Consider the following 24378-nt stretch of genomic DNA (forward strand, 5'->3'; position numbering starts at 1 on the left):
GAACTTCCAGGGGGCTTAGCACTCCAATCTTCCGAGTGCTAACATGGCCTCAACGAAGGGAGTGATTCACATGACACAGACTGCTGCCGTCAAGGCCGTCGCGCTCCGCCAGCCCACGATGCTTTCGCCGCTGACGGGCAGCCTCGACGCCTATATTTCGTCGGTCAACCATCTGCCGGTGCTGAGCGCCGAGGATGAGCGCCGCCTGGCCGAAAAGCTGCGCGACGACCAGGACTTGGGCGCCGCCCAGCAACTGGTGCTGCACAACCTGCGTTTCGTCGTGCACATCGCCCGTGGCTACATGGGCTATGGCCTGCCGCTGGGCGACCTGGTGCAGGAAGGCAACGTCGGCCTGATGAAGGCGGTCAAGCGCTTCGACCCGGACGTCGGCGTGCGCCTGATCTCCTTCGCGGTGCACTGGATCAAGGCCGAAATCCACGAGTACATCCTGAAGAACTGGCGCATCGTGAAGATCGCCACCACCAAGGCGCAGCGCAAGCTGTTCTTCAACCTGCGCTCGGCCAAGCAGCGCCTGGGCTGGATGAACCGCAACGAAGTCGAGGCCATCGCCGCGGACCTCAAGGTCAAGCCGGAGGAAGTGGAGCAGATGGAGGCCCGCCTGGGCGGCGCCGACGTTTCCTTCAGCATCACCCCGGCCGACGGCGAGGAAGGCTATGTGCCCGAGGACTGGCTCGCCGACAACCGCGACGAGTTCGCCGAGATGGAAGAAGCCGAGTGGCAGGAGCAGCAGGAAGACCGCCTGCGCGACGCCCTGACCGGCCTCGACGACCGCGCCCGCGACATCGTCTACCGCCGCTGGCTGCACGAAGGCGAGAAGGCCGGGCTGCAGGAACTGGCCGACAAGTACGGCATCTCGGCCGAGCGCGTGCGCCAGATCGAGAGCGCGGCGATGAAGAAGCTGCGCAAGGCCATCGAGCTGGAAGCCGCCTGACGCCAGGCTGCGCGTGAACCCGGGCCCGCGCCATGCGCGGGCCTTTTCTTTGGCGCCGAGGAGCCCCATGGCGGACGACAAGGCCACCCGCCTGCAGCAAAGCTGGATCCACAACGCCGCCGGCTGGACCGCCGCCGTGCGCGAGGGCCGCATCGAAAGCCGCCGCCTGGCCACCGACGCCGCGATCCTCGCCGCCATCCGGCGCCACCGCCCCGCCCGCCTGCTGGATCTCGGCTGCGGCGAAGGCTGGCTGTGCCGCGCCGCGGCGGCCGAGGGCATCGACGCCCTCGGCATCGACGCCGCGGCGCCCCTGATCGAGGCCGCGCGCGCGGCCGGCGGTGCGCGCTACGAGGTGATGGGCTACGAGCAGCTCGACCCGGCGCGCCTCGGCCGCCACGACCTGCTGGTCTGCAACTTCGCCTTGCTCGACGACCGCCTGCCGGCGCTGCTGCGCGCCCTGCACGCGCTGCGGGCCCCTTCGGGCCGGCTGCTGATCCAGACCCTGCATCCCGGCGAGGCCGAGGGCGAAGGCTGGCGCGAGGAGCGCTTCGAGGCCTTCGGCTCCGGCTTTCCCGCCGCCATGCCCTGGTATTTCCGCTCGCGCGCCGCCTGGCTGACCGCGCTGCACGAAGCCGACTGGGGCAATATCGTGACCCACGAACCGATCCATCCCCACACCGGCGCGCCGGCCTCGCTGCTGCTCGACGCCGGCCCCACGGAGACCGCTTGATGAACTGGCAAGACCACCTGCTCACCACCCCCGCGCAGATCGAGGCCCTGCTGGCGCGCCTGCGCCGCGTCGCCGTGTTGGGCATGCGCAGCGAGCGCCTGGCCGACCGCCCGGCGCACTACGTGCCGGCGGCGCTGAAGGACATGGGCCTGCAGATCGTGCCGGTGGACCTGCACGAACCGCAGTTGCAGAGCATCCTCGGCGAGCCCGTCTACCGCCGTCTGGCCGACATCCCCGGCGACATCGACCTGGTCGACGTGTTCCGTCGTCCGGTCGACATCCCCGGCCATCTCGACGACATCCTCGCCAAGCGACCCGCCGCCGTCTGGTTGCAGACCGGCATCCGCCACGACGCCGTGGCCGAGCGGCTGGCGCGCGAGGGCATCGACGTGGTGCAGGACCACTGCCTGATGGTGGAGTACCGGCACTGGCACGCAAGAAGGTAGCCGCCTTGTCCCTGGCGCCGTCCACAGCGCCCGCGCGGGCGACTACCATCGGCGCCATTCCCCAGCCTCCCTGCGGAGACCCAGCATGCAACAGCGCATCTTCATCACCGGCGGCGCCTCCGGCCTCGGCCGGGCCCTGGCCGAACGCTATGCCCGCGAGGGCTGGCGCGTCTGCGTCGCCGACATCGACCCCGCCAGGGGTGCCGAGACCGTGGCTTCCCTGGCCCAGTACGGCGGTGGCGGGCACTACCTGAACTGCGACGTGCGCCGCGAAGCCGACCTGCAGGCGGCGGCCGACTGGCTGCAGTACCACTGGGGCGGCATCGACGTGGTGGTGAACAACGCCGGCGTCGCCGTGGCCGGCGGCATCGGCGAGCTGCCGATGCGCGACTGGGAATGGATCACCGACATCAACCTGCTCGGCGTGGCGCGCGGCTGCAAGGTGTTCACGCCGCTGTTCCGCGCGCAGGGCCGCGGCTACTTCATCAACGTGGCCTCCATGGCAGGCCTGATCCATCCTCCGAAGATGGCCGCCTACTGCGCCACCAAGGCCGCCGTCGTGGCGCTGTCCGAGGTGCTGGCGGTGGAACTGGCCACCGACCGCATCGGCGTGTCCGTGGTCTGCCCGGACTTCTTCCGCACCAACCTGGCCGACTCGCTGCGCGCCAGCGACGACCAGGTGGCGGCGCTCACGCGCAAGCTGGTGACCCGCGCCCGCGTCGGCGCCGACGAGATCGCCGACCAGGTGTTCGACGGCGTGGCCCAGGGCCGCTTCCGCATCGTCACCCATCGCCGCGGCTACGTCGCCTGGATGGCCAAGCGCCTGCTGCCCTGGCGCGCCTTCTCCGCCGCGGTGCGCCGCGAAGCCGGCCGCATGATGGCGCCGCGGCGGGCCCGCTGAACCGCAAGCAACAGGGAATACACCGATGCGCAAAACCATCCTCATCACCGGCGCCTCTTCCGGTCTCGGCCGCGGCATGGCGCGGGAGTTCGCCAAGGCCAGCCGCAACCTCGCGCTCTGCGCGCGCCGCACCGACCGCCTGGAAGAACTGAAGGCGGAACTGGAAGCCGCTCACCCCGGCATCCGCGTGTCGATCCGCGCGCTCGACGTAAACCAGTACGAGCAGGTCTTCGAGGTATTCAAGGCCTTCCGCGACGAGTTCGGCATCCTGGACCGCGTGATCGTCAATGCCGGCATCGGCAAGGGCCAGCCGGTGGGCACCGGCTACTTCCACGCCAACCGCAAGACCGCCGAGACCAACTTCGTCGCGGCGCTGGCGCAGTGCGAAGCCGCGGTGGAAATCTTCCGCGCGCAGAAGGCCGGCCACCTGGTGATGATCTCCTCGATGAGCGCCATCCGCGGCATGCCGCGCAACCTCACCACCTACGCCGCCAGTAAGGCCGCCGTGGCGGCGCTGGCCGAGGGCATCCGCGCCGACCTGCTGCGCACGCCGATCAAGGTCAGCACCATCTTCCCGGGCTACATCCGCTCGGAGATCAACGAGAAGGTGAAGAAGACGCCGTTCATGGTCGACACCGAGACCGGCTGCCGCGCCCTGGTGGCCGCCATCGAGCGCGAGCCGGCGGAGGCCTCGGTGCCGCGCTGGCCCTGGGCGGCGCTGGGTTTCCTGATGAAGCGGCTGCCGCTGTCGGCCGTGTCCAAGATGGCGTAGCCGCGCCCACGAGATTTCCGTTCGCCCTGAGCCTGTCGAAGGGGTGAGCCGGGGTTGTCGTGGAGTGCCTTGAATGGCACTCCACGCCGGTGAACGCCCGGCCATGGATGGCCGGGCAGGGGTAAAATGGGCGAACTGAAATCTCGCCATGGATGGCGCCACCAGAACCAGCCATTCATGCTTCGATCCTTCGACAGGCTCAGCACGAACGGCATCACGCATCGCGGTGAGACACCCATGAAAATCCTGCATACCATGCTCCGCGTCGGCGATCTCGATCGCTCCATCGCCTTCTACACCGCCGTGCTCGACATGAAGCTGCTGAGCCGCCAGGACTACCCGGACGGCAAGTTCACGCTGGCCTTCCTCGGCTTCGGCGACGGCGGGGCCGAGCTGGAGCTGACGCACAACTGGGGCGTCGAAAAGTACGAGCTGGGCACCGCCTACGGCCACGTCGCGCTGGAAGTGGAAGACGCCTACGCCGCCTGCGAGCGGGTCAAGGCCCGTGGCGGCCGCGTGACGCGCGAGGCTGGCCCCATGAAGCACGGCAGCACCGTGATCGCCTTCGTCGAGGACCCGGACGGCTACAAGGTCGAGTTCATCCAGCGCAAGGCCTAGGCCGGCCTCAGGCACCCGCCGCCACGGCATCCTTCAGCACGGCCGTGAAGTGCTCCGCCGGCGGGTTGGCGTCGTCGCGCGACCGCAGGATGCCCAGCTCGATGCGCGCGCTGGCGCCACGCAGGCTACGGTACTGCACGCCGCTGCGCTGCAGGTTGCGCACCGACTCCGGCACCAGCGCGAAACCCATGCCGCTGGCCACCAGGCTGATGATGGTCTGCATCTGGCGCGCCCGCTGTGTGATGCGCGGCGTGAACCCCTGCTCGCGGCAGGTCTCCACGATCAGGTCGTGCAGGCCGGCGGCGACGTCGCGCGGCGTGATGACGAAGCTCTCGTTGGCCAGCGCCGCCAACGACACCGGCCCCTCGCGCCGCAGCAGCGGATGGCCCGCCGGCGCCGCCAGCACCAGCTTCTCGCGCCAGATCGCCTCGAACACCAGGTCCGGCTCTTCCACCGGGCCGATGCCGATGCCCAGATCCAGGCGCCCCGCGCGGATCTCCTTGATCTGCGCGTCGGTGGTGAACTCGTGCAGCTCCACCTCCACCCCCGGGAACTGCGCGCGGAAGCGCTTCAGCGTCGGCGGCAGCACGCCGTAGTCCACGATCGACACGAAGCCCACCGCCAGCAGGCCGATGTCGCCGCGGCCGGCGCTCTGCGCCTTCAGCCGTGCCTGCTCGAGCCGCCGCAGCACGATCCGCACCTCGTCGTAGAACAGCTGCCCGGCCACCGTCAGCGCCACGCCGCGGTTGCTGCGCCGGAACAGCTCGACGCCCAGCTCGCCTTCCAGCGCCTTGACCTGGGTGGACAGCGGCGGCTGCGAGACGTGCAGCCGCTCGGCGGCACGCGAGAAGTTCTTCTCCTCGGCCACGGCGACGAAGTAGCGCAACTGCCGGATATCCACTATTCGAAAACCCTATACCAAACCATGTATTTTCGTATTTGCTAGTATAGATGACTATCGGCAGAATCCGCAGCCCCAAGGCCCTACAACCCAGGAAAACCGTATGCCCGTCCTCCGCTCCCGTACCAGCACCGCCGGCCGCAACATGGCGGGTGCCCGCGCACTGTGGCGCGCCACCGGCATGAAGGACGGCGACTTCGGCAAGCCGATCATCGCTGTGGCCAACTCGTTCACGCAGTTCGTGCCCGGCCACGTCCACCTCAAGGACCTGGGCCAGATGGTGATCTCGGAGATCGAGAAGGCCGGCGGCGTGGGCAAGGAGTTCAACACCATCGCCGTGGACGACGGCATCGCCATGGGCCATGACGGCATGCTCTACAGCCTGCCCTCACGCGAGCTGATCGCCGACGCCGTGGAGTACATGTGCAATGCGCACACCGCCGACGCCCTGGTGTGCATCTCCAACTGCGACAAGATCACCCCCGGCATGCTGATGGCCGCCCTGCGCCTCAACATCCCGGTGATCTTCGTCTCCGGTGGCCCGATGGAAGCCGGCAAGACCAAGCTGGCCGACAAGGTCATCCCGCTGGACCTGGTCGACGCCATGGTGGCCGCGGCCGACAGCAACGTCTCCGACGCAGACGTGGACAAGATCGAGCGCTCGGCCTGCCCCACCTGCGGCTCCTGCTCCGGCATGTTCACCGCCAACTCGATGAACTGCCTGACCGAGGCGCTGGGCCTGTCGCAGCCGGGCAACGGCTCGCTGGTGGCCACGCACGCCGACCGCGAGCAGCTGTTCCGCCGCGCCGGCCAGCGCATCGTCGGTCTCGCCAACCGCTACTACCGTGATGGCGACGAGAGCGTGCTGCCGCGCAACATCGCCAGCAAGGCGGCGTTCGAGAACGCCATGTCGCTGGACATCGCCATGGGCGGCTCCACCAACACCGTGCTGCACCTGCTAGCCGCCGCGCAGGAAGGCGAGATCGACTTCAGCATGCAGGACATTGACCGCCTGTCGCGCCGCGTGCCGACGCTGTGCAAGGTGGCGCCGTCCAGCCACTACCACATGGAGGACGTGCATCGCGCCGGCGGCGTGATGGCGATCCTGGGCGAGATGGACCGCGCCGGCCTGCTGCACACCGACGTGCCGACCGTGCACAGCGCCACGCTGGCCGAGGCCCTGGAGGCCTGGGACATCGTGCGCACCCGCGACGTCGAGGTGCATGAATTCTTCCGCGCCGGCCCGGCCGGCATCCCGACGCAGCAGGCCTTCTCGCAGTCCTGCCGCTACGACGCGCTGGACCTGGACCGCGCCAAGGGCTGCATCCGCGCCGCGCCGACGGCCTACAGCGCCGACGGCGGCCTGGCGGTGCTGTACGGCAACCTCGCCGAGCGCGGCTGCATCGTGAAGACCGCCGGCGTGGACGAGAGCATCCTCAAGTTCCGCGGCCCGGCCGTGGTGTTCGAAAGCCAAGATGCCGCGGTCGAAGCGATCCTCGGCGGCCAGGTGAAGGCCGGCGACGCCGTGGTCATCCGCTACGAAGGCCCGCGCGGCGGCCCCGGCATGCAGGAAATGCTCTACCCGACCAGCTACCTGAAGTCCAAGGGCCTCGGGAAGTCCTGCGCGCTGCTGACCGATGGCCGCTTCTCCGGTGGCACCTCGGGCCTGTCGATCGGCCACGTCTCACCGGAAGCGGCGGAAGGCGGCACCATCGGCCTGATAGAGAACGGCGACCTGATCAACATCGACATCCCCAACCGCCGCATCGATCTGGAGATCGACGCCGCCGTGCTGCAGCAGCGCCGCGCCGCGCAGGATGCCAAGGGCTGGAAGCCGGCCGCGCCGCGCGCACGCAAGGTGTCGATCGCACTGAAGGCCTACGCCGCGTTCGCCACCAGCGCCGACAAGGGCGCGGTGCGCGACCGCAGCAAGCTCGAAGGCTGAGTACCGCACGAACCGCGGCCGTCAGCACGGCCGCGGTTCGTGTCGTGCTGCGCTATCCGCGCAGACAGGCCAGCAGCAGCCACAGCACGGCGGCGGCTTCGGTCAGATAGGTCAGGCCAGCAGCGGCCTGCCGCAGCCGGAAGGCCGAGCCCAGCATGCTCGCCGCATGCATCAGGCGCGAGGCGGTGAACCCCAGCACCAGCGTGCCGGTCACCAGGGCCGGCGCCGCGGCAAACTCCAGGGCCAGCACCAGCAGACCGAAGACGGTGATGTGTTCCACGGCGTTGCCGTGGGCACGGATCGCCGCCTTCATCTCGGGTTTGCCGCCATCGCCGTTGGACACGCGATACTTCATGCGGTTGCGCGAGACGTTCAGCGCCAGCAGCGTGACGATCAGCCCATTGAGGGCGGCGTAGAGGACGAACCATTCGTGCTGCATGCGATGCTCCCGTTGCCAGAGGGCTGAGCCGTCAGGGCGCGCCCAGCCAGCCGGCGATGCGCGCTTCCAGCCAGAATTCCATCCGCCCTCCGGCACCGGCGGCGACGAAGCCGACGTGCCCGCCGGTGTGCGCCAGTTCCAGCGTCACCTGCGGCGCCAGCTGGGTCTCGCGCGGCACGATGTCCGGCGTCATGAAGGGATCGTCCAGCGAGTTGATCACCAGGGTCTGACGGTGGATGCGGTCCAGGTACTGGCCGCAGGCGGCACGCTGGTAGTAGTCCCGCGCATCGCGGTAGCCGTTGAGCGGCGCGGTGTAGGCGTTGTCGAACTCATGGAAGTCACGGGCCCGCATCGTCGCCGCCAGGTCCACGCCCGGGGGCACCGGCACCTTCTGGTGCTTGAGCTGCACGGCCTTCTTGAGGTCGCCCAGCATGCGCTGCTGGTAGATGCGCGAGAAGCCGCGGCGCAGCCGCTCGACGCATTCGTGCAGGCGGAAGGGCACGCTGGCCGCGACCACGCAATCCGGCAGCGCGTCATGGCCTTCCTCGCTCATGGCCTTGAGCAGCACGTTGCCGCCCAAGGACCAGCCCACCGCCGCCAGGCGCACGCCCGGCTCCCGCGCGTGCAACTGCTGCCACAGCCAGCGCAGGTCGGCGGTGTCGCCGTGGTTATACAGGCGCGGCGTCAGGTTGGGCTCACCGGCACCGCGCAGCAGCAGGATGGCGATGCGCCAGCCCTGCGCCGACAGGCGCTGCGCCAGGCCGCGCAGGTACTTGGACTGGAAACCGCCGGTCAGGCCGTGGATCAGCACGGCGATGGAGGCGCCGGCGTTCTGCTCGCCACTCCAGCCGACATCAATGAAGTCGCCGTCCGGCGTCTGCAGGCGCTCCACCCGCAGCGGCATCTCCGGCGGGCTGCGCAGCAGGAAGGGGCTCAAGGTCTGCAGGTGCGGATTGCGCAGCAGCGGATGCGGGCGGAACTCGCTGCGGATGACGCGGCCATGGGACACGCGGGCGTCGTCGGACATCAGGCGACCTCGGGCAATGCCGGCTGGCTGAGGAATTCGTCGACGCAGCGGCGCTGCTCGGCGACGTCGGTCAGGCGGTTCACCGCCTGCCAGAAGGCGGCCACGCCGGGCTCGGCCTGGCAGTACCACTGGATGTGCTTGCGTGCCACGCGCACGCCGCGGCCCTCGCCGTAGAAGGCATAGAGCGCGTCGAGGTGCTCCAGCAGCCAGCGGCGCTGCTCGAAGCGCGTCGCGGCCGGCAGCTTCTCGCCGGTGGCCAGGTAATGGGCGATCTCGCGGAAGATCCAGGGGCGCCCTTGCGCGGCGCGCCCCACCATCACGGCGTCGCAGCCGGTGTAGTCCAGCACCTGCTTCGCCTTCTCGGGCGAGTCGATGTCGCCGTTGGCGGTCACCGGGATGCGCAGCGCCTGCTTGATCGCGGCGATGGTGTCGTACTCGGCAAAGCCCTCGTACTGATCCTCGCGCGTGCGACCATGCACCACCAGCGACTGGATACCGCTGTCCTCGGCGATACGCGCGATGACCGGGCCGTTGCGGTGCGCGCGTGCCCAGCCGGTGCGAATCTTCAGCGTCACCGGCACGTCCACCGCGGCGACCACGGCGGCGCAGATGCGGCCCACCAGGGCTTCGTCGCGCATCAGCGCGGAGCCGGAGTCCACCTTGCAGACCTTCTTGGCCGGGCAGCCCATGTTGATGTCGATGATCTGCGCGCCCTGGTCGACGTTGACGCGCGCCGCTTCCGCCATCTGCTCCGGGTCGTAGCCGGCGATCTGCACGGAGATGGGCCCCGGCTCGCCGGCATGGTCGCGGCGCAGGCGCGACTTCTCGGTGTGCCAGAGGCTGGCGTCGGAGGTGGTCATCTCGGACACGGCCAGGCCTGCGCCGAGCCGCTTGCACAGCTGGCGGAAGGGCCGGTCGGTGACGCCAGCCATGGGGGCGAGCACGACAGGCGGGTCGATACGGTAGCCGCCGATCTGCAGGAACTTCGGGTTATCCACAGCCGCCATTGTACCCGCCGCCCCCTGGGTCACGGCATGGCCCGTCCGCCCGCCGGCCGCCACGCGAGGACGTGTCGCGGCGACGGCGCGAGCGTGTAGCATCGGCGCAAACCTGCCCCCGTTGCCGCCGATGGCCCGCCCTGATACTTCCGAAGTCGCCTCGCCCTCCCTGTTCCTGCTGCTGTCCGAGCTGCGCGTCGGCGCCGAGGCGGCCCAGCACCTCCTGCGCGGCCTGAGCGTGCGCGGGCTGCCGCGTGGCCGTGGCGAGCCGGTGATGGTGATCCCCGGCTTCGGCGCCAGCGACGTCAACACTGCGGCACTGCGCCGCGCGCTGAACCAGCTGGGCTACGAGGCCGTGGGCTGGGGCTGCGGCCGCAACATGGGCATGCGCCCGCAGGTCCGCGACCGCCTCGCGCAGAGCCTGCGCTCGCTGTGCGAGGAGCGCGGCCAGAAGGTGACGCTGATCGGCTGGAGCCTGGGCGGCGTGTTTGCCCGCGAGATGGCCCGCCACCAGCCGCAATGCGTGCGCCGCGTCTTTACGCTGGGCAGCCCCTTCAACGGCCACCCCAACGCCAACAACCTGGTAAAGCTGTTCGGACTGATGAATCCCAAGATGCGCGGCACGCCCGACCTGGACGGCTTCCGCCGCCGCATCCCGGCCCCGCCGGTGCCCTGCATCGCGATCCACACCAAGAGCGACGGCATCGTCGCCTGGCAGTGCTCGGTGGAAACCGAGGGCGCGCAGATCGAGAACGTGGAGGTGCGCGGCACGCACTTCGGCCTGCCCCTGAACCCCCAGGTGCTGCGCGTGATTGCCGAGCGGATGTCCGCCGACGCAGCCTAGCGTTGGTCAGGGCCTCCTAGCCCCGTTCGAACGCGGCGGCAAAGAATCCGTCGGTACCGTGCCTCTGCGGCAGCAGCCGCAGCTCCGCGCCCTCCCAGTCCGCCCCTGCGGCCCGCAGGATCGCGCCTGCGTCGGTGCGGCGGTACTCCGGGTGCGCCGCCAGGAAGGCCGCCACCACATCGTCGTTCTCCACTGCCATCAGGCTGCAGGTGGCGTAGACCAGGCGCCCGCCCAGGCGCGGCAGGCGCGCTGCGTCATCGAGAATCTGCAGCTGCAGGGCCTGGAGCGCCGCGAAGTCCGGCTCGCGCAGGCGCAACTCCGGGTTGCGCCGCCAGATGCCGGTGGCCGAGCAAGGCGCATCCACCAGCACCGCATCACAACGGCCGGCGAGCCGTTCCATGGCCTCGACGTCGGGCAGTGCCAGGCCGCTGACGCCGTTCACGCCCGCGCGCTCCAGGCGCGGTCGCAGTTTCTTCAGGCGCGACGCGCTGATGTCACAGGCCAGCAGTTCGCCCTGGTCCTGCATCTGCGCCGCCAGCGCCAGCGTCTTGCCGCCCGCGCCGGCACAGTAATCCACCACCCGCTCACCCGGTCGCACCGCCGCGAGCAGCGCGATCAGTTGGCTGCCCTCGTCCTGCGGCTCCACCCAGCCCTCGCGGAAGCTGCCAAGGTTCTGCAACGGCGCGCGGCCCGACAGGCGCAGCCCCAGCGGCGAGCGTGGCGTCAGCTCCGCCGCCACCCCCTCCTCTGCCAGCCGCTGCTGTGCGGACTCGCGCGTGGCCTTGAGCCGGTTGACCCGCAGGTCTACTTGCGCCTGGCCACGCAGGGCCTGCGCCAGCGCCGCGGTCTCCTCCGCGCCGTACTGCGCAAGGAGCCGCGCATGACAGGCATCCGGCAGGTTGTCGCGTTGCGCCGGCGTCAGCGACGCTGGGTCGAACTCCGCCAGGCGCTGCGCCAGCAAGGAGGCCTGCGGCACGCCCCAGTCCGCCAGCGTCACCGCTTCAGCCTGTACCAGGTCCAGCAGGCGGAGCACGCAGAGCGCTCCGGCGTCGACCTTGGCCTCGCCGGCGATGGCCTGCAGGCGACGCAGGTCGCGCAGCACGCCGTAGACCAGGTCGCCGATGCGTGCGCGGTCGCGCGAGCCGCACTGGCGGTTGGCGCGGAACAGCTCCTGCAGGATCGCATCCGCCGGCCGCTGCGCCGCCAGGGTCGCCTCCAGGGCCTGTCGCGCTAGCAGTAACTGCGCCCGGCGCAGGCTCGGAGCGGAAGTTTTTACAGAATCGCCCAACGAACTCATGGAAAAGCCTTAAGTCCTTGCCGGCAATGACTACCGGTCTTCTGTGGAACCAAGATATCGAATGGCCGGCGAACTACCGTTCGTCGGATATTTCATCACACTGCGGCACAACCTATTGTGTTCGTAAAACGCTGCTGACACTATCAATGCGGGTGGTGGATCACAGACGGAGGGTCTGCGTTTCTGGCCACTTTTTCTGGCAATTGGAGGCTGTCATGGCTGCTAAGAAGGCTGCTAAGAAGGCTGCACCGAAGAAAGCTGCTAAGAAGAAGTAAGCGTCAAACCCACTGCATTGAAAGACCTGCGCGACAGTCTTCACAGACTGTCGCGCTTTTCTTTGGTGCGCCCGCTTGTGCGCCTGACCATCGGCAGCGGTGATACATTTCCTCCATAGACCGTTGCTGGAGGGGTTATGGGGAACAAGACGGCATTGATCGTGGATGACTCACGCTCGGCGCGCTTCGCGCTGCGGCGTCATCTCGAACATCATGCCTACAAGGTGGACACCGCGGAAAGCGCGGAGGAAGCCTACAGCTTTCTCAAGGACCACCAGCCGGAGGTGATCTTCCTCGATCACGTCATGCCGGGCACCGACGGCTTCACCGCCCTGCAGCACATCAAGCAAGACCCCACCACGGTCTACATCCCCGTGGTGATCTGCTCGTCCAACGAAGGCGCGGAATTCAACGCCGAGGCGCGCGCCAAGGGCGCGTCCGACGTACTACAGAAGCCGCCGACGCCCGAGCAGCTGATTCGCGTGCTGGAAAACCTGCAGAATTTCGCCGCCGAGCTGAAGAACTCCCGGCCCGCCGCCGCTCCCGCCGCCGCCAGCGGCAAGGTCACCAGCCTGCGCGAGCCCGACGTCACCATCGGCCAGGCTGTGTTCAGTGCCTTGCGCGATACGCTGCCCGTCACCGCCGTCCCTCCTCCGGTCGTCGAGCCGCCGGTGGTTGCTGCCCCTGTGCCGCCGCCGGCCATCGCACCCGCCCCGCTTGCCGCGGCGACGGCCACCGACGTCCAGGCCCTGCCCGCCGCACTGCGTGACCAGCTCGAATCGCGCCTCAAGAAGCTGACGCAGGACGTCTTCCACCAGGTGTCCGAGATCAAGGCCAACCTCGCCGTCGTGGAATCGCGCTTGCGCGATCCCGATGAAGACCGCCAGCTGCTGGAAAGCGCCGCCCGAGACGGCATGCGCGACCTGCAACAGCGCGTGGAATGGCTGGAAACCCGCATCGACGCGCGCTTCGAAGAGCTGCAGGTGCGCGTCGAGACCCTGCTGCAGGAGCAGTTGCAGCAACAGCATCGCCAGATGCAGGAGCAGTTGCTGCAGCACCAGCGCCATGTGCAGGAACAGATGCAGCAACAGCTGGCCCAGCACAACCAGCTGCTCGCCCGCGTCGAAGGCCTGGCTCACTCGCAGCAGGCCCAGTCCACCCGCATCGGCGAAGTCATTCAGCAGGCCCGCGCCGCCGCCTCCGAAGAAGCCCACAACGCCAGCGAGCGCACCGTGATGTCTGCCGCCGCGCGTATCGCGGACCAGCTGGCGGATTCGATCGCCAAGGCCCTGGGCCGGAAGTAGCCTCCGCCTTGGCACCAACGTCTCTCTACCGAAAAGCCGTGGCGGTCGCACACCCGTCCACGACGCTGGCGGGTTCCCGGGTCGCATGATCCTGCGCGGCCTGGCCTTGATCCTTGCCGCGACCCTTGCGGCCTGCGGCAGCGGCACCCACGAGTCCATCCAGGACGGCGTGGTCGCCGCCTGGCGGCGCCGAGCGACACCTTCAACAGCGTGATACCGGCGGGCGCGACCTTGCGGCAGTTCATCACCCCGCATGCCGGGGGCACTCGCCTGCGGCTGAAGCTCTCCAATCGCCTGGGGGCTCAGCCGGTAGAGTTGTCGCGGGTGACGGTGGGATTGCGCGACCGTGGGCCGGCCTTGCATCCGGAGTCCTTGCGCACCCTCACGTTCGACGGCAAGCCAGCGATACGCCTCGCACCCGGCGAAACCGTGACCAGCGATTTCGTCGATCTTGCCGTCCAGCCGTTCGACAAGCTCGGCATCAGCTTCACGGCCGCCTCGAACCTGCGAAACCTGCCCCGCCACTACCAGGCGCTCGAGATTCCCTACCTGTCGCTTGCAGGCGATGCGGCATTCCTCCCGCTGCCACTGGAGCAGGCGAGCAACTGGTTCCTGGTCTCGGCCCTGGAAGTGCAAGGTGGCGCCGCGCGCCATACCGTCGTCGCGCTCGGCGATTCCCTGACCGATGGCTACGTTCCAGCGGCCCTGTGTGGGGGCATCCTCGGCTCACCCTTCGTCATCGGCCAGGATCAGCGCTACCCGGACTATCTGCAACGCCGGCTGTTCGCCGCCGGCCGCACCCAGTTGAGCGTGGTGAATGCGGGCATTGCCGGCAATCGCGTGAATGCCGATGGCTTCAGCCCCGAACATGGGCCCGCCTTGCTTTCGCGCTTGCAGCAGGACGTTCTCGACCTGCCGAACGTGCGCACGGTGATCCTGCTCCAAGGCATCAATGACCTTGGGCTGCAACTCGCGCCCAGCGCCGAGCCGCTGATCGCAGGCCTGTCTGCTGCGGTCAGCCAGCTCAAGGCCGGCGGGGTGCGCGTGGTACTGGGCACCATCACCCCGGGACGCGGCTTCTGCACCGGCCCCCTCAGTGCGCTCGACCCGCTGACACCCGGCGTCCTCAGCGGCAGTGCGGCGGTGGATGGAGCGCGCCAGCAAGTCAATCAATGGATACGCGGTGGAGCCAGTGGCGCGGATGCCGTGCTCGATGCGGACGCCTGCCTGCGTGATCCGCTCAACCCTTCCTATCTGGCCCGGGCCTATGACAGCGGAGATCACTTGCATCCCAATGTGTCGGGTTACGAGGCCTTGGCAGGCTGCGTCGCCCTGGAAGCCCTGTAGTTGAACCGGACCATGCAGGAGAGCATTGGCAATGCGCAGCCTCGCCGATCCTCGTCAGGGCACTGCAACTCGCCTGCGCAAGAACCGATCAGCAGGCCAATAAGGCCTGTTCAGCAGATACAAGGGCGGGACCAAAAGTAGGCGCCTCTAGGCGAAGTGAAGCGCATCCCGCCTTGCGCAGGCTGATGCGTCCTGCTGACGAGAGGCGTGCCACCGGAGGACAGCGCTCAGCTCTTGATCGCCACCCGCACCAGGCAAGCCCAGCCCACCAGGAACAGCAGCCCGCCGAAGGGCGTCACTGCACCCAGCACCCGCACCCCGCTCAGGGCTAAGGCGTACAGGCTGCCCGAGAACAGCAGCACGCCGAGCGCGAAGCAGACGCCCGCGGTCGTCAGCGCGCCGGACGGTTGCAGTTGCCGCGCCAGCAGGCCCACGGCCAGCAGCGCCAGCGCGTGGTAGAAGTGGTATTCCACGCCGGTCTTCCACACCGCCAGCAGGTCGGGCGTGAGCTTGGCCTTAAGGGCATGGGCACCGAAGGCGCCGAGTGCCACGGCGAGGAAGCCATACGAGGCGCCAAGCGCCAGCCAGAGTTTCGAGATCATTCCGTGGACTCCACCACGCGGAACTGCATGCCGGCCTTCTGCAGCCGGCGGATCAGGGAATCGCCCATCGCGATGGCGGGGGTAACCACGCCGGCGCTCCTGGGCAGCTTGTCGAAGGCCAGGCACAGCGCCGACTCCGCCAGCATCTTGCTGGTCTCGCCATAGCCCGGGTCGCCGCCGGCCACTTCGCAGCGCACGCGGTGCTGGCCGCTGCGGCCGAGGAAGGTCACTCGGAACCAGCCGCGGGCGCGCTGCTCCTCGCTGGGTCCTTCGCCGGGGTGGCGCAGGGCCAGCAGCTTCTTGCGCGTGAACGGGATCTGCGCACCGGCCACGATCGCGGCCACGCCACCGACCAGCTTGGCCACGCCGCTGAACTCGCGCACCTGCAGGTAATGCCCGTAACGGAAGTCCGGCCCGTAGCGCTCCAGCCCCACGGCGGAGCGGCGCACCACCTGCGGGTCGATCGTCGGCATCGGCAGCACCCAGGTGCCCAGCGTCTCGTGGAAGCGCACACGGGGCCGCAGCGAACCGATGCGCCGGTCGAGCGGGAACTGCTCGCGGCGGCGGCGCTGCGCCTTGGCATCCAGGGTCTGGCGCACGCGCGAGAAGGCGGCAACGGCGGAGTGCAGCGTGCCGCCGGAGAACTGCCCGCCGGCGCGTACGAAGGCCTCGATGCGGATCGGCGATTCCTCCGGCAGCTGCTGCACGGTGAAGTACACGCCGAGATCGTGGGGAATGCTGTCGAAGCCGCAGCTGTTGACGATGCGTGCGCCCGTCTTGCGCGCTTGCTCGTGGTAGGCCAGCCACATGCGGTCCACGAACTCGGGCTCGCCGGTGAGATCGACGTAGTCGGTGCCGGCGGCGGCGCAGGCCGCCAGCAGCGGCTCGCCGTAGCGGATGTAGGGGCCGACCGTGGTGATCACCACCTTGGCGGATTCGGCGACACGCTGCAGGCTGTCGCTGTCATCCACCTCGGCGGACAACAGCGGCAGCTGCGCGCAACCGGGGTTGATCTCCGCCAGCCGCTGGCGCACCGCTTCCAGCTTCTGCGGATTGCGACCGGCCAGCGCCCAGCGTAGCTTGGCCCCGCCGTGCGCGGCGAGGTATTCCGCGGTCAGCCCGCCGGTAAAGCCGGTGGCGCCGAACAGCACGATGTCATACAGACGCTTCTTCGCCGCCATGTGCCCTCCTCCGGCCTGCTTGCTCAGGGCTGCACCGCATTGAACTCGGCGCGGATCTGCTCCACGCGCTCGCGGTTGTTGTCGAAGTCGTAGTAGCCGGCGCGGCTGGAGCTGCGCACGTGCACCACCGGGTCGCGGCGCGGGAACTGCAGTTCCAGGTCGTCGCGGTAGCGCATCACCGGGCTGGTGAACTCGACATGGATGTAGTCCTCGGTCTGCAGCGCGATCCTGGTGCCGGGCATGGCCGTGATGATGCGCAGCAACGCCAGGCGCGCGGACTCGCGCGAGCCTTCGTAGGCGATGGGCTCGATGCGGTAGTCCGGATCGCGTGACAGCGAGGACACGCAGCGCGCGGCCTGGCAGGGTGCCAGTTCGCCATCGACACTGGCCAGTTGCGGCTTGCCGCCGCAGGCCGACAACAGCACACAAAGGCTAATCGAAGCCGCGACCACCGTTCTCGACATCGACGATTCTCCCATCCTCCAGCGTGAGGATACGCATCAGGTAACGTGAGCCGAAATTGTAAACCCATTCCTCGCGGTAGACGGCCTCGTAGGCATGGCGATACGCGGGTGGCAGCGGGCGTCCGCGCGGCCCCAGCGGCCGCAGCAGCCCGAAGCTCTTGCGCGTCAGCGGCTCGCCGCAGCGGGTCAGCAGGCGGAACTTGCTCAGGCCCGGCACCAGCGCACCGGAATCGCAGCGCCGGTTGGCGGGCTCGTAAAAGCCATAGCCGTCGGAGTCGATCCCGACGATGCGACCGTTGCGCAGCCGCAGCACCCGCAGCAGCTGGTGCGGCCCGAAGTTGTAGGTCCATTCCTCGGTGTCAGCCAGGATGTTGCCGCCGGGCTGGGCCTGGCCCCAGGCATCGCGGAAGGCCGGCTCGCCGCAGGCGGCCAGCAGATCGGCGGCGCGGTCGCCCTCCGACACCAGGCGCGAGCCGCAGCGCAGGCTGCCGGCCGCCCCGGCCGGGCTGGCCCAGACGAACAGGGACGCCAGCAACAGGCAGGCGATAGACTTGGTGGCTCAAGACTTCACGGCCTGAACCTCCGTGGTTCTCATCTGTCATTAGACCGCATCCCTCCGGACCCCGCATGAACATCCGCCGCCTCGCCGCCGCCTGCCTGCTCGCCCTGGGCCCCGCCGCCGCATTCGCCGCGCCGGTGCAGGCCGACCACGTGGTGGCGGACCTGGTCGCCGAAAACCAGGGCCTGCAGCCCGGCGGTGTCGCGAACCGCGTGGCCCTGCGCCTGCAGCCGGACAAGGGCTGGCATGTCTACTGGCTGAATCCCGGCGACTCCGGCATCCCCACCAGCCTGCAGTGGACCCTGCCGGCCGGCGTCGAGGCCGGCCCCATCGAATGGCCGTATCCGCACGCCCACTCGCTGGGTGACCTCACCAACTACGGCTACGGCGAAGAAACCCTGCACCTGGTGCCGATGAAGCTGGGCGACGCCTGGACGCCCGGCCAGCAGGTCACGCTGCAGGCCGAGGCCAAGTGGCTGGTGTGCAAGGACGTCTGCATCCCCGGCAAGGCGGCGCTGAGTCTCACGTTGCCGGTGCAGGCCAGCCCGCAGCCGGACCCGGCCTGGGCCGCCGCCTTCGCCAAGGCCCGCGCCGAGCTGCCGCAGCCCACGCCGGGCTGGCAGGCGCGCTTCGCCGTGGCCAACGGCAGCGTCACGCTGGGCATCGACGGCATGCCGGCGCACGCCGACCGCGTCGAATTCTTCCCCGAGCCCAATGACCTGGTGAACCACGCCGCGCCGCAGCGCATCGACGCCGACGGCAGCGGCAGCCTGCGGCTGAGCCAGGGGCTGTCGAGCTATTTCGTCGAGGCACCAGCGGAACTGCGCGGCGTGCTGGTGCTGCACGAGGGCGGCGAGGTCCGCGCCTACCAGCTGCAGGCCGTGCCCGGCGCGGTGGCGGCGGTGCCGGAAGCGGCCAAGCCGGCCGTAGACCCGGGCAAGGAATCCACCGCACCCACCACCCCGCCGTCGATGCTGCTGGTGCTGGCCTCGGCGCTGCTCGGCGGCCTGATCCTCAACCTGATGCCCTGCGTGTTCCCGGTGCTGTCGCTCAAGGCGCTGTCGCTGATGCAGTCGCGCGGGCAGAGCAACGGCGAGGCCCGGCGGCAAGCGCTGGCCTATACCGCTGGCGTGATCGTGTCGTTCCTGGCGGTCGCCGGGCTGCTGCTGGCCCTGCGCGCGGGCGGCAAGGCCATCGGCTGGGGCTTCCAGCTGCAGTCCCCCGCCTTCATCGGCCTGCTGACCTACCTGCTGCTGGCCCTGGGCCTGTCGCTGTCCGGCGCGGTGAACTTCGGCACGCGCTGGATGGGCGTGGGCCAGGGCCTCACGCAGAAGTCCGGCAGCGCCGGCGCCTTCTTCACCGGCGTGCTCGCCGTGGTGGTGGCCAGCCCCTGCACCGTACCGTTCATGGGCTCGGCGGTGGGCTACGCGATGACGCAGGGCGGCGCCGTGACGCTGCTGGTGTTCGCCGCGCTGGGCCTGGGCCTGGCGTTGCCCTTCCTGCTGTTGGGCTTCTTCCCGCGGCTGGCCGCCTGGCTGCCGCGCCCGGGCGCCTGGATGGAAACCTTCAAGCAGGCCATGGCCTTCCCGCTGTACCTGACGGTGGCCTGGCTGCTGTGGGTGCTGGCGCGCCAGGCGGGCGCCAATGCCGTGGGCCTGGTGATGCTCGGCATGGTGCTGGTGGCCTTCGCGATCTGGCTGTGGTCGCGCCGCGGCGCGATCGCCACCGTGCTCAAGCTCGGCGCGCTGGCCCTGGCCGCCTGGCTGCTGTGGCTGCCGGCGATGGAGCCGGGCCCGGCAACCCAGGCCAGCGTCGGCAGCGCGGAAGTGTGGTCAGAGGAGAAGGTGGCCGAACTGCGCGCCCAGGGCCAGACCATCTTCGTGGATTTCACCGCCGACTGGTGCCTGACCTGCAAGGTCAACGAGCGCGTCGCGCTCAAGACTGAGGCCGTACAGAAAGCCTTCCGCGAACGCGGCGTCGCCTTCCTGGTGGCCGACTGGACCCGCAACGATCCCGCCATCACTCGCGTGCTGGAACAGCATCAACGGCCCGGCGTGCCGCTGTACCTGGTCTACGTCAACGGCGGCGAGCCCAAGCTGCTGCCGCAGGTGCTGACGCCGCAGATCGTGATCGATTCTCTCGACCCCTGAACAACCTCACTGAACCATGGAGCCCCCGATGCGCATGATGAAGATGCTGGTCCTCGCCGCCGCCCTCGGCGTCACCGCCGCCCAGGCCGCGCCGAAGGTCGGCGAACCCGCCCCGGCGTTCTCCGCCACCGACAGCAACGGCAAGACCGTGCAGCTCTCCGACTACCGCGGCAAGTTCGTGGTGCTGGAATGGAGCAATGCCGAGTGCCCCTTCGTGCAGAAGCACTACGCCGGCAACATGCAGGCCCTGCAGAAGGAAGAGACCGCCAAGGGCGTCGCCTGGCTGACGGTGATCTCCTCGGCACCGGGCAAGCAGGGTCATGTCGACGGCAAGCAGGCCAACGCCCTGACCCAGGAGCGCGGCGCGGCTCCGACCGCGGTACTGCTGGACCCCAGCGGCAAGATCGGCCACGCCTACGACGCCAAGACCACGCCGCACATGTTCGTGATCGATCCCAAGGGCACGCTGGTCTACATGGGCGGCATCGACAGCATCGCCAGCGCCGACGCCGAGGACATCCCCGATGCCAAGCCCTACGTGAGGCTGGCGCTGGCCGAGGCCCTGGCCGGCAAGCCGGTGACCGAGGCCGTGACCAAGCCCTACGGCTGCGGAATCAAATACTGAGAGGATGCGAATAAACCTGGCAGGCATCCCGATCTTGCATCTCCGGTACTCGCCGTACCCCAGTACGTCTCCGTTTCTCGATGCAAGCTCAGGGCGCCTGCTACGGTTTCTTCACACCCGCCCGGCCGGCAACGCCTCTGGCGTTGAATTCGCTTCCTGAAGCACGGCAAGCTCCGCGTTGCGCGCCGCGTCCAGCATCAGGCTGAAATTACGCACCGGCTCGGCATAGCCCTTCACCGTCATCGGTGCGCGCTCCTTCAGGCCCACCTCGCCCGCCAGCTCCACGGTGCGCTCGGCCACCAGGATCTCGGCGTGCAGCGCCTGGTCGCAGAGGCGCGAGGCCAGGTTCACGGTGGAACCCACTGCCGTGTATTCCAGGCGCGAGTGGGTGCCGATGATGCCCAGCGTGACCACGCCGCTGGCCACGCCCACGCCGATGCCCAACGGCGCCGTCCCGGTACCCCATTCCGCCGTCAGCGGCACGGTCACGCTGCGGATGCGGCGCGCCAGCTCGATGCCGCAGCGGGCGTGGAAGGTGATCGGCAGCGGCGCGCCGACCAGGATCAGGATGCCGTCGCCGGCATAGTCCTTGATCGTGGCGCCGAAGTCCGCCACCGCCTTGCCCACCGCCTCGTAATACTCGCGCAGCACCTGCAGCACCCGCCCGGAGGGCTGTTCGGCGGCGAAGGTGGTGAAGCCGCGCAGGTCGCAGCAAACCACCGTGATCTCCATGTAATTCTCGCGCATCGCGCGATCCAGGCCACGCTCGGCCACCAGCTGCGCCACCTGCGGCGACAGGAAGCGCGACAGGAACTGGCCGCGCCGGCCCTGGTGCACGTGGTACTGCACCGCGCCCACCAGGAAGATGACCTCGCCCAGCACGGTGGAGATCGCCGCCTGGTGCAAGGGCAGCAGGAAGCCGGCGAGCAGGAAGGGCACCGCCACCGCCAGCGCCAGCACGCGTACGCGCTCGGCGCGGTCCGGCCGGCGATTCAGCACCAGGATGATGCCCACCAGGCCCGCCAGCACCGACACCGCCACCGGCGTGAAGAACAGCCAGAAGCCGCCGGTGAGCAGCGACTCCGGATGGTTGAAGACGCGCAGGAAGCTGGTGATACGCACCTGGGGCAGCCAGACCGATAGCAGGCCGTAGATCAGCGCCGCCGCCTGGCCCAGGCGCAGCACGCGATCGCCGAAGGCGACGTTGACCTCCGGTGCCGCCGGGATCGTGCGGCGTACGCGCAGGATCCACTCCAGGATCGACATGATCGCCAGCGACTCCGGCAGCGCCAGCCAGCCCGACCACGAGGGCGCGCTGGCGGGATCGCCGATGTAGCGCACGTTGAGATAGATGCTGATGCCGATCAGGCCAAGGCCCGCGCCGAGCGCACGCGAAGTGGCAGAGCGCCGGTCGGCGGAGACGAAGGCCAGGCCCATGCCGAGGGCAACGATCGAAACCAGGATGTGAGGGGTGAAATCGCTCATCAAGTCCGGAGCAAGGCGACGATCGGGGGATGGTTGGGGGCCCGGGGCGCCATTATGGGGGCGCCCGCTGCCTCCCCGTGTGCCGCAGCGCACTCCCCGGAGCCCGGCTATCGGCGCTGGCCAGGAGAGCGTTTTGCACTTATTTGGTGCAAAACCTCCATCCCAGACCCCCCAAAGCCTGGCAGGCGCTGCGGAACTCCTTGATAGTCACGGGAAATACTTTTTACCGGTTATTTTTTGACCACTTGGGTTAGGAGAGATTTTTTTATTATTGACGGGTACTTGACAAGGGTTGTTGATGTTCAGCGTAAAGAATTTTTCGCTTGCAATCCTTTCGCACATGTTCTTAAATGTTTACACATTTGAGAAATTCAGCCCGATACTCACGAATCCTCCGCACCGATGGACGAGCACAGCAAATCCGAACGCATCATCCAGCTTGCACAAAAGCTCGGTGTGCTGCGTCCGAAGGATTTGGTTCCGCATGGCATCCAGGCGGAATACCTGCGTCGTCTCTGCGATAAAGGATTGATCAAGAAAGTTGGACGCGGCAGCTACGTGCTCGCCGACACCAACGTCGACGCCAGCGTCTCGCTCGCCATCGTCGGGCGCGCAGTTCCCAACGGCGTGATCTGCCTGCGCTCCGCGCTTGCCTTCCACGGCATCGGCGAGCAGAACAACGACGAGGTTTATGTCGCCATCGAGCGCCGCGCCGCGCGGCCGCGCGTCGACTACCCGGAGATCAAGGTGGCACGCCTCGGCGGCCCCGCGTTCACCGAGGGCGTGGAGACGCACGTGGTGGAAAACGTCAAGGTTCGCGTCTACAGTCTGGAAAAGACGCTCGCCGACCTCTTCAAGTTCCGCAACAAGATCGGTCCGCATATCGCGGTCGATGCATTGCGCTCGGCAATGAACGAGCGGACGTTGAACATGAAGAAGCTCTGGCATTTTGCAAAGCTGTGCCGTGTCGAGCGTGTGATGAAGCCTTACGTGGATGCCCTGGCCCACTGATTCCAGTGAGGAGCCGGTTCCCGTACAGGCCCGCTTTTGCGGGCTTTTTCGTTGATGGAGACCTGAACCGATGCGCATCGCGTTGCTCGCCCTTGCCCTGCTGATGCCCGCCGTTGCCCCGGCCGAGGACAAGGAGCCGATCGAGATCCCGGCGGAAACTAAGCTGCCGTCCACCGACGGAGGCAAGTCGGAGCCGAACCTGGGCTCGCCCGAACCCGACCTCACCGGCGAGGAGTTGCCGGTGATCACCGTAGCGCCCAAGGAAGCGGTGGACGACAACGCGCTGCTCTTCGAGAACCTGCGGCGCGACCCGGTGGTGTTCGCGCTGGTGGCGGAGAAGCCGGGCCTGTCCTTCCACCGGCCGATGTTTCTGCTGCCGGTTAGCTGGGTCGAGGGACTGGAGGACGGCGAGAAGGAAGCCGAGACCTACTTCCAGATCAGCTTCAAGCAGCGCATCCTCGGCTCCAACTTCTACTTCGCCTACTCGCAGAAGTCGTTCTGGCAGGTGTTCGACGCCGACCGCTCGCGCCCCTTCCGCGAAACCAACTACAACCCGGAAGTGTTCTACCGCTGGAAGCCCAACGACCGCATCAAGACCTGGGGCCTGGACCTGGGTGCCGAGCACGAGTCCAACGGCAAGGAGATTCCCGACTCGCGCAGCTGGAACCGCATCTACGCCGCCGGTTTCTGGGAGAACCCCAATACCCTGGCCTACCTCAAGCTCTGGTACCGCCTGCCCGAGGACGATGATCGCCCGATCGACGACCCCAAGCGCGACGACAACCCGGATATCGAGGACTATTACGGCTACGGCGAGCTGCAGGTGCAGCGCAACCTGTTCGGCGCCCGCCGCCACCGCCTGGGCATGCTCGGCCGCTTCAACCCGGGCACCGGCAAGGGCGCCATCAACCTCAGCTACAGCGCGCCGCTGTCCAACTACGCCTTCTGGAATTTCTACGTCTGGCAGGGCTACGGCGAGAGCCTGATCGACTACAACCGCGAGGTCACGCGAGTGGGGTTGGGGGTCAGCTTCTCGCGGTAGCGAATGAAACAACCGCCATGCTTACAACCCCTCTTCCGCAAGGAAGAGGGGTTTTGCTTTTCTGGCGGGCAGGAAAGGCATAAGCGAAGAAAGGCGACGCGACGCTGCCCAAGTCTTGGTGAGCGTGAGCGCATGCTGTTGACGTTGGGGTCCCATGTGCGAGTGCCTGCGCGGTGGTCGGGCGCAGGGTCGAGCCGGACAGGATGTCCGGCCGAGGGGCCTCAGGCCAGGGATGGCCTGTGGGCCCGACCCGTCGGCGACCGACCGCCGCGCAGGTTGCCCCGCATCAGCGGGGCCGCTCGGACCTGGGGGTCCTTTCTCTTGCTTACTTCTCTTTGGACAAGCAAAGAGAAGTAAGTCGCCCTTAGGCGAAATAAACCTTCAAAGAGCAACGACACCTGAGCGGTCTAGGACCGCCACCTCAGGTGCGTGCCTCGATACGCCGCTGCGCGGCACTCGGCAT

At 68.3% G+C, this 24378-nt stretch carries 24 protein-coding genes; 14 read left to right on the top strand and 10 right to left on the bottom strand.

All coding sequences use genetic code 11. From position 1 onward, the window contains the following. The first annotated feature begins 118 nt into the window (after positions 1 to 118). The 6 genes from rpoH (at position 119) to gloA (ending at position 4419) form a co-directional block, all read left to right on the top strand. Positions 119 to 952 carry an RNA polymerase sigma factor RpoH gene (gene rpoH / locus QT386_RS09205; RefSeq protein ID WP_367401413.1) on the top strand — a complete coding sequence of 278 codons (834 nt, stop codon included), beginning with the start codon at positions 119 to 121 and terminating at the stop codon, positions 950 to 952. A gap of 67 nt (positions 953 to 1019) precedes the next feature. Then, the gene (locus QT386_RS09210) at positions 1020 to 1682 is read left to right on the top strand and encodes a bifunctional 2-polyprenyl-6-hydroxyphenol methylase/3-demethylubiquinol 3-O-methyltransferase UbiG (protein WP_289273455.1); all 663 of its coding nucleotides are present in this window, start codon (positions 1020 to 1022) and stop codon (positions 1680 to 1682) included. Beyond that, positions 1682 to 2128: a CoA-binding protein gene (locus QT386_RS09215; protein WP_289273456.1), complete on the top strand. Its 447-nt coding sequence runs from the start codon at positions 1682 to 1684 to the stop codon at positions 2126 to 2128. Before QT386_RS09210 ends, QT386_RS09215 begins: the two co-directional genes overlap by 1 nt. A gap of 85 nt (positions 2129 to 2213) precedes the next feature. Then, a complete protein-coding gene (locus QT386_RS09220; protein WP_289273457.1) occupies positions 2214 to 3029 on the top strand; it encodes an SDR family oxidoreductase in 816 nt (271 codons plus the stop codon). Between the two features lie 25 nt (positions 3030 to 3054). Beyond that, positions 3055 to 3801 carry an SDR family oxidoreductase gene (locus QT386_RS09225; RefSeq protein WP_289273458.1) on the top strand — a complete coding sequence of 249 codons (747 nt, stop codon included), beginning with the start codon at positions 3055 to 3057 and terminating at the stop codon, positions 3799 to 3801. A 237-nt stretch (positions 3802 to 4038) separates the two neighbouring features. Continuing rightward, the gene (gloA, locus tag QT386_RS09230) at positions 4039 to 4419 is read left to right on the top strand and encodes a lactoylglutathione lyase (protein ID WP_289273459.1); all 381 of its coding nucleotides are present in this window, start codon (positions 4039 to 4041) and stop codon (positions 4417 to 4419) included. A gap of 7 nt (positions 4420 to 4426) precedes the next feature. Here gloA and QT386_RS09235 read toward each other — a convergent pair whose 3' ends face one another. After that, positions 4427 to 5320, bottom strand: coding sequence for a LysR family transcriptional regulator (locus QT386_RS09235; RefSeq protein ID WP_289273460.1), 894 nt, complete (start codon positions 5318 to 5320; stop codon positions 4427 to 4429). Between the two features lie 103 nt (positions 5321 to 5423). On the opposite strand from QT386_RS09235, the gene ilvD reads away from it, so the two are divergent. Next, complete coding sequence (ilvD, locus tag QT386_RS09240) at positions 5424 to 7265, top strand: dihydroxy-acid dehydratase (RefSeq protein ID WP_289273461.1); 1842 nt, start codon at positions 5424 to 5426, stop codon at positions 7263 to 7265. Positions 7266 to 7317: 52 nt separating this feature from the next. Here ilvD and QT386_RS09245 read toward each other — a convergent pair whose 3' ends face one another. The 3 genes from QT386_RS09245 to dusB are packed head-to-tail and all read right to left on the bottom strand — an operon-like array spanning position 7318 to position 9711. Beyond that, positions 7318 to 7704: an MAPEG family protein gene (locus QT386_RS09245; RefSeq protein ID WP_289273462.1), complete on the bottom strand. Its 387-nt coding sequence runs from the start codon at positions 7702 to 7704 to the stop codon at positions 7318 to 7320. A gap of 31 nt (positions 7705 to 7735) precedes the next feature. After that, a complete protein-coding gene (locus QT386_RS09250; protein WP_289273463.1) occupies positions 7736 to 8731 on the bottom strand; it encodes a hydrolase in 996 nt (331 codons plus the stop codon). Next, the gene (dusB, locus tag QT386_RS09255) at positions 8731 to 9711 is read right to left on the bottom strand and encodes a tRNA dihydrouridine synthase DusB (RefSeq protein WP_367401414.1); all 981 of its coding nucleotides are present in this window, start codon (positions 9709 to 9711) and stop codon (positions 8731 to 8733) included. Before dusB ends, QT386_RS09250 begins: the two co-directional genes overlap by 1 nt. 148 nt (positions 9712 to 9859) lie before the next feature. On the opposite strand from dusB, the gene QT386_RS09260 reads away from it, so the two are divergent. After that, positions 9860 to 10573, top strand: coding sequence for an alpha/beta fold hydrolase (locus QT386_RS09260; RefSeq protein ID WP_289273465.1), 714 nt, complete (start codon positions 9860 to 9862; stop codon positions 10571 to 10573). 16 nt (positions 10574 to 10589) lie between these two features. On the opposite strand, the gene QT386_RS09265 is transcribed toward QT386_RS09260, so the two are convergent. Beyond that, complete coding sequence (locus QT386_RS09265) at positions 10590 to 11870, bottom strand: RsmB/NOP family class I SAM-dependent RNA methyltransferase (protein WP_289273466.1); 1281 nt, start codon at positions 11868 to 11870, stop codon at positions 10590 to 10592. Between the two features lie 412 nt (positions 11871 to 12282). On the opposite strand from QT386_RS09265, the gene QT386_RS09270 reads away from it, so the two are divergent. Together QT386_RS09270 and QT386_RS09275 are read left to right on the top strand one after the other, a co-directional pair. Beyond that, a complete protein-coding gene (locus QT386_RS09270; protein WP_289273467.1) occupies positions 12283 to 13449 on the top strand; it encodes a response regulator in 1167 nt (388 codons plus the stop codon). A gap of 231 nt (positions 13450 to 13680) precedes the next feature. Then, positions 13681 to 14796 carry a GDSL-type esterase/lipase family protein gene (locus tag QT386_RS09275; RefSeq protein WP_289273468.1) on the top strand — a complete coding sequence of 372 codons (1116 nt, stop codon included), beginning with the start codon at positions 13681 to 13683 and terminating at the stop codon, positions 14794 to 14796. A 227-nt stretch (positions 14797 to 15023) separates the two neighbouring features. Here the strand turns inward: QT386_RS09275 and QT386_RS09280 are convergent, their stop codons facing one another. Genes QT386_RS09280 through QT386_RS09295 form a run of 4 tightly spaced genes read right to left on the bottom strand, consistent with a single transcriptional unit; the run spans position 15024 to position 17578 of the window. After that, on the bottom strand, positions 15024 to 15395 hold the full coding sequence (locus tag QT386_RS09280; RefSeq protein WP_367401415.1) for a DUF423 domain-containing protein: 372 nt from the start codon (positions 15393 to 15395) through the stop codon (positions 15024 to 15026). Next, the gene (locus tag QT386_RS09285; RefSeq protein ID WP_289273470.1) at positions 15395 to 16579 is read right to left on the bottom strand and encodes a trans-acting enoyl reductase family protein; all 1185 of its coding nucleotides are present in this window, start codon (positions 16577 to 16579) and stop codon (positions 15395 to 15397) included. The genes QT386_RS09280 and QT386_RS09285 overlap by 1 nt, the downstream gene beginning before the upstream one ends. 23 nt (positions 16580 to 16602) lie before the next feature. Beyond that, positions 16603 to 17043 (bottom strand): DUF1499 domain-containing protein, encoded by a 441-nt coding sequence (locus tag QT386_RS09290; protein ID WP_289273471.1) that lies wholly within the window; start codon positions 17041 to 17043, stop codon positions 16603 to 16605. Continuing rightward, positions 17012 to 17578 (bottom strand): DUF2845 domain-containing protein, encoded by a 567-nt coding sequence (locus QT386_RS09295; RefSeq protein WP_289273472.1) that lies wholly within the window; start codon positions 17576 to 17578, stop codon positions 17012 to 17014. The genes QT386_RS09290 and QT386_RS09295 overlap by 32 nt, the downstream gene beginning before the upstream one ends. A gap of 92 nt (positions 17579 to 17670) precedes the next feature. Here QT386_RS09295 and QT386_RS09300 point away from each other — a divergent pair, with 92 nt between their 5' ends. After that, on the top strand, positions 17671 to 19752 hold the full coding sequence (locus QT386_RS09300; protein ID WP_289273473.1) for a protein-disulfide reductase DsbD: 2082 nt from the start codon (positions 17671 to 17673) through the stop codon (positions 19750 to 19752). A 28-nt stretch (positions 19753 to 19780) separates the two neighbouring features. After that, positions 19781 to 20377, top strand: a complete 597-nt coding sequence (locus QT386_RS09305) for a thioredoxin family protein (RefSeq protein WP_289273474.1) — start codon at positions 19781 to 19783, stop codon at positions 20375 to 20377. A 111-nt stretch (positions 20378 to 20488) separates the two neighbouring features. On the opposite strand, the gene QT386_RS09310 is transcribed toward QT386_RS09305, so the two are convergent. Continuing rightward, positions 20489 to 21862, bottom strand: a complete 1374-nt coding sequence (locus QT386_RS09310; protein WP_289273475.1) for an adenylate/guanylate cyclase domain-containing protein — start codon at positions 21860 to 21862, stop codon at positions 20489 to 20491. 402 nt (positions 21863 to 22264) lie between these two features. On the opposite strand from QT386_RS09310, the gene QT386_RS09315 reads away from it, so the two are divergent. Both QT386_RS09315 and QT386_RS09320 read left to right on the top strand, forming a co-directional pair. Next, positions 22265 to 22873 carry a type IV toxin-antitoxin system AbiEi family antitoxin domain-containing protein gene (locus QT386_RS09315; RefSeq protein WP_289273476.1) on the top strand — a complete coding sequence of 203 codons (609 nt, stop codon included), beginning with the start codon at positions 22265 to 22267 and terminating at the stop codon, positions 22871 to 22873. Between the two features lie 70 nt (positions 22874 to 22943). Next, positions 22944 to 23915, top strand: a complete 972-nt coding sequence (locus tag QT386_RS09320; RefSeq protein ID WP_289273477.1) for a phospholipase A — start codon at positions 22944 to 22946, stop codon at positions 23913 to 23915. Positions 23916 to 24378: the final 463 nt, after the last annotated feature.

Source organism: Solimonas sp. SE-A11 (assembly GCF_030345715.1).
Classification (GTDB): Bacteria; Pseudomonadota; Gammaproteobacteria; order Nevskiales; family Nevskiaceae; genus Solimonas_A.